A 3167-nucleotide genomic window follows, 5' to 3' on the forward strand; every position below is an offset into this window, starting at 1 on the left:
AGTTTATCCTGAACTTTGCTCAGATCGAACGGCAGGCTTTCTGATGGTTGGGATTCCTTATCCATATCCAGCTCCTTCCATGGAGACAGCGTCCGAGCTTATCTCCGTTGAGGCTGGTTACACAAACTTTTTTACACTCCCGGCCGCTGTTAAAAAATATTCCTTCGAAATCCGAACAGCCGTACAACGCCCTTCATTTTGTCCCAGATTCTGGTACCCGATCGTAGCCGGATAGACGCCAATCTGTGTCTGGTCATTGGAGCCGATAAAACCGCCCACGATTTTTCCTGTGGACGTCTCATGTTCAGTGCCACAGCCCATTGCCATCGCTGCCATCGAGGAGCATCTGGAAATCCTTCGGAACAGAGGCTTTCAGATCGACAATCCCGAGCATGTGCTCTTTCCAAGCCTGAAGACCGGGCGCAACGTGCCCATGAGCGATGAGGCGATCCGTTATATTTTCAATGCCGCCCTCACGCGCGCAGAAGTCGATCGCGACAGCTTCCGCCGCTACTCGCCTCACTCGGGCCGCGCGACCTTCACCGGCCATCTTCTCGATACCGTGGGGGCAAGGCTTGAGGATGTGCAGGAGGCGCTCGGCCACAAAAACTCGCGCACGACGCAGGGGTATAACAAGCGAAAAAAGACCGTCGAGAAGAGTGTGGTTTTTAAGGTTGGATACTGATTTTGATATCACAGTATGAGATAGAAAATGACCAATCTGCAAGCAGCAGCTCGCGACGTCAAGACTGCTCTGATTCACGTATCTCTGATAGGATCAATCACAACGTTCTTAACGCGCATATGCCACAGACTTCAAAGCATTCTGTCAAATGTTTTATGGTGGCTATTCGTGAAGTGGGTGTTAAAGACCTTATTGCGTAACAAGGAACTGACGCCGGGAGAGGAAGGGCCGTGTAGATACCTTTCCCGGGGCGGAGAACCAACCGAATGGGAATATTCACTCGACAGACACTCCAAACTGCATCAGATGTTGGAGAAGTATCTGAAATACGCTTTCTGGATAACAGGGAAGTCAGCGGAGTAATTCCGATCGAAGACGCTTACCCAAGACTGCTGTCTCTTGATAGCAGAATTAGGGTGATTGGCTACTTACCTGGTAAAGTGTCCCTGCAATATGAGATTTTAGGCATTCCTTACGAGAGAAATAATTCACAGGTTAGAGGATGGAACCTCTCTTTTATCTCACATCCCCAGACATCCGGAGAAATTATTTGCCTTGATAAAGAATATGACAAGGCTGATGAGCCAGGAGCCGAATTGAGCAAAAAGGAAATTCTGGTGCATGCCTGTTGGTTGAGTGGCGATAATGCTGGATTGCGATTCATGGTTTCCAGACACCCCTCTTGGGTCAGGGATAAGGAGGGCGTTCCGTCACATATTTATCTTCCGCCTCGGATTATTATCTGGAGTTTGCAGTTCCTTGTCGTTTCTGGAGCGGCGTTCGTGGCGTTAAAAGAATGGAAAGCTTTGCTTGCGAAAATATGGGAATGGGCAGTGGCTGGATGATTGGCTCAAAAAAGTTCGAATCTTTAATTGAAGGGCGGGGTATGAAGGCTGCGGAACAGAAAGCGCATATCATCAATTGCATTGAAATCGATGTCGACACACTTGAAACAATGATTCAGGTGTTTAAGGATAAAAATAATGATGATGCGGAATGGAATAGCCTATTCATTTCTGTCTTTACATTTCTGGCTGAAAAGATTTTGAAGCTTATCTTACTCGAAAAATCCCCTCTTCTACTGAGTTCCAAAATTGAACCAAATGATTTAATTGAATCGCTCCAATATCCCAGTGCCGGATATAAATTTAAGCCAGAAAATTGGATTGGGATGCTGGAAGCGATCGACCGAGTGCATCGATTCCACGACATCCAGCGTCATCGTCAGCTTCTCACAAGAATGGCGACGATTCGAAACGGCCATGTTCATTGTTTTCATATGTCGGAAAAAAGCAAGGTGTCCCGATATCTCTTCAATGAGCAAGTGGTTGAGTGTATTCACGAACTTAGCGAACTTGCCTCGGAAGCATGCGAGGAATATAGCAAAAGGAATTTTGATGACAGACTGGCGTCCATTGAAGTTTACTCCGAATATTCCTGGGAGGCTGCGGATATGGACAAAAAAATGGAGCTAGCAAAAAAGCAGTTCGCGGGCAGGGGAATATACAAAACACTGGAGGCCGTTTACGGCTTCAAATCCTTAGGAAAGTTCTCCTATGAATTGGGCGAATGTCCTAACTGCAAGGAGACCGTCAATGTCATCATCGATATTGAATCTGGCTCTGTTAATGACGACGGGGATGAAATGATCGCTTGCCAGATAAGTGCCATTTGCTGCACTGAATGCGGTTTTGCAGCAGACAGTTCCGAGATTTGTAAAACATTTAAAGAGGACTTTGATCAAACAGAGTACCAAGAAGAATGTTTAAGTTTGGAATACAAAAGAAACGTACATGGGGAGATCGAGTTAGTTTCCTTGACGCCCGTTGACTCGTATAGCGTTGCCAGGATGAAAAGGTCAGGATCATATACATCTTGGGATTGGGACTTCTAGGCATAGCAAGTCATGCAAGTATGACACTAAATCACTTCATTGCCGATTTAGAAATCTTTTGCGCCATGTTTGTGAGCTGTTTTGGCTTCGTAATGAAGTGAACTTTAGCCTATCGATGCAGAGGACTTTTGAAAACCACTACGGTCATTCTTCTATAATATGCATCATAAAGGGACTTATGTTGCATATCAGGTCAGGACGGCTTGATTCAGATGTCAGTTGCCAACGTCCCCTACGGAGGCATTTCAAAGTCTGCGTTCAATGTCGATATGGCTCAACTGCTTCGCAGGGACAAATACTTCGAATCCCCGGCTTTCCATTTGCGGCAACCTTTTGATGGAGGTGTCAGCCACTGCCGCTTTCCTTGACCAGATTCCCGTCTTCATCCATAAAATGTCTGAAGTTCTGAATGCCCTTTAAAAGAAGGATGCCAGTTTGATATATGCCGATGTTCAGATACTGTATGGCTTGGAGAAGGTCCCATCAGAATGGCGTTTTCCACCATTCAGGGAAAAGCCCACGGAGATAAGTTATGCTGAAGTAAAAGGTGATTTGGGCTCGAATCATTCTTTTGAAGATGGATCCGGG

Annotated in this window: 4 protein-coding genes; 3 read left to right on the forward strand and 1 reads right to left on the reverse strand. The window is 46.1% G+C overall.

All coding sequences use genetic code 11. The annotated features are described in order from the left end of the window. Positions 1 to 117: 117 nt before the first annotated feature. The gene (locus VE954_RS38895) at positions 118 to 279 is read right to left on the reverse strand and encodes a hypothetical protein (RefSeq protein WP_324963355.1); all 162 of its coding nucleotides are present in this window, start codon (positions 277 to 279) and stop codon (positions 118 to 120) included. Between the two features lie 28 nt (positions 280 to 307). Here VE954_RS38895 and VE954_RS38900 point away from each other — a divergent pair, with 28 nt between their 5' ends. The 3 genes from VE954_RS38900 (at position 308) to VE954_RS38910 (ending at position 2579) form a co-directional block, all read left to right on the forward strand. Next, positions 308 to 685 (forward strand): tyrosine-type recombinase/integrase, encoded by a 378-nt coding sequence (locus VE954_RS38900; RefSeq protein ID WP_324963357.1) that lies wholly within the window; start codon positions 308 to 310, stop codon positions 683 to 685. 266 nt (positions 686 to 951) lie between these two features. Continuing rightward, positions 952 to 1530, forward strand: coding sequence for a hypothetical protein (locus VE954_RS38905; protein WP_324963359.1), 579 nt, complete (start codon positions 952 to 954; stop codon positions 1528 to 1530). Next, positions 1482 to 2579, forward strand: a complete 1098-nt coding sequence (locus VE954_RS38910) for a hypothetical protein (protein ID WP_324963361.1) — start codon at positions 1482 to 1484, stop codon at positions 2577 to 2579. Before VE954_RS38905 ends, VE954_RS38910 begins: the two co-directional genes overlap by 49 nt. Positions 2580 to 3167 lie beyond the last annotated feature (588 nt).

The organism is Oligoflexus sp., assembly GCF_035638955.1.
GTDB lineage: Bacteria > Bdellovibrionota_B > Oligoflexia > Oligoflexales > Oligoflexaceae > Oligoflexus.